Origin of the sequence: Streptomyces sp. HSW2009 (genome assembly GCF_040240285.1) — a bacterium.
Taxonomy (GTDB): Bacteria; Actinomycetota; Actinomycetes; order Streptomycetales; family Streptomycetaceae; genus Streptomyces.
In genome coordinates, this window is the sequence record NZ_JBEHZD010000924.1 from 1 (window position 1) to 1,791 (window position 1,791).

Sequence of the window (1,791 nt, forward strand, 5' to 3'; positions counted from 1 at the left end):
CCCCCCCCCCCCCCTTTTTTTTTTAATGACCCGCCCCCCACCGACATCAACACACGGAGTAGCGGCGGCAGCGTCAGATGTGAAAAAGACACCGCCGGCCTGGTGTCCGGCCGGCTGATGTCCGGTCGGTTGTCGGGCGGCTGGCTGTTGACCGGCTGACTGTTGACCGGCCGGTTGGCCCTGGCCCGTCGCCGGTCGACGGGGGTGGTCCGATACGGGCTCCGCCGGGCCGGCCGGCTCGACCGTACGTTGCCCTGCGGCGGGCCCACCGGTCGGATGGCCTGAGGTCGGATGGCCTGGGGCCGGCTGGCCCGTAACCGGTTGGCCCGCAGTCGGTGGGCCCGCAGTCGCCTGGCCTGGAACCGCCGGGTCCGCGCCCTGCGGATCAACCAACGGGCCGCGTACCGACCGGCCGCCCGACTGCGCCGCCCCAGCGGGGTCGGGAGCCTGCTGCCCGGCAAGCCCCAACTGCCCGACTCGCCCAGCCCCCCCGGCCTGCCCGCCCTGCTGCTCCGAAGCCGGCAATGCGCCATCGGCCGAAGACGCAGCATCAGCCGCCGACGCAGCGCCAGCCGCAGCCGAGTGCGGCCGGCGACCCGGCGCGTCGAGGGCGGTGAGGACCGCCCTGAGCCTGGGGTACCGCTGGGACCAGGGCAGCGCCGCCCCGCCGCGCAGGCCCTCGACCAGTGGGGGCACGCCGGGCCTGGCGTTGGGGTTGGCGAGGAGGTAGTTGACGAGGATGGCCGCCGCCTTGTGTTCCTCCCGGGGCGGGCGGGGCAGTTGGGCCACCACCCGGGCCAGCTTCCCGGGGCCGCCGCCGGGCTCCCAGTGCGGGACGCAGGTCAGCCGCAGCGGATGGCTGTCCACCGCGTCGTACGTGGCGAACGTCCACTCGCCGCCCAGCCACGAGCCGAAGACCAGGAACAGGCCCAGGTAGACCAGCGGCGCCGTGTCGCCGTCCTCGTCGCTGTCGGACGGCAGCGCGTCCGCGCGCAGCGACACGCGCTGGGCCGGGTTGCGCAGCCACTCCGCGGTGACCATGATCAGCGCGGTCCGCACCTCCTCCAGCCGCTCGGTCATCCTGGGCAGTCTGGTGCGGGCCATCCGGTCGATGTCGGCGCAGTTCACGGGGGGCAGGGCGCCCTCCGCCTGCTCTGCGGTCGCGCGTTCGCTCCAGCCCTCGCCGTACGCCAGCGCGATGCACTGTCTGGCCTTCAACTCGGCCGGGCTGCCGAGCAGCACCCGGCTGATGGTGCTCGGCCGGCCCGACCTGTCCACCGTGGGCCAGCGCTGGACGAGCATCACCTGACCGTCCCTGGAGACGGTGCGCACCACGCTGGGCCGGGAGGCCGCGGCGCCCGAAACCCAGAGCAGCGGGCCGAGTTCCTGGCCGAGTTCCGCGGCCCTGTCTGCCGAGCAGGAGTGGGCGACGGCCTTCATGCCGGTGCCCTGCCGGCCCTGGTTGCCCTCCCAGCGGAAGACCAACTGGTGGACGGTTGCTGCGGGTTCGGCGTCGGCCGGGCGGCGCACCGGCACGGGGTCCACGAAGTCGTTCACCACAGGTCACCTTCTCCGGTTCCGCCGGGCCCACCAGGCCCCGCCGGGCCCCCTCGTCCCGTCCGCTCTGCTCTGTCTGGTCCTGCCGCCAGGTCCGACCGCGCATCCAGCCGCCCGTCCGACCGCGTACCGGGCCGTGTGCCCGGTACGGCGCCGCCCGCGGCGTTCCCCCCCGGGCGCCCCGGCGCCGGCTCCGGCGCCCGCGCGGGCGCCCACCCCAGGGCGGCGGCGGCC

The 1,791-nt window shown here is 75.2% G+C and carries 1 pseudogene; it reads right to left on the minus strand.

Annotated features, from left to right (window positions below):
- Positions 1 to 1,557, minus strand: a pseudogene (locus tag AAHZ94_RS33590) (hypothetical protein); the annotation flags it as partial.
- Positions 1,558 to 1,791 lie beyond the last annotated feature (234 nt).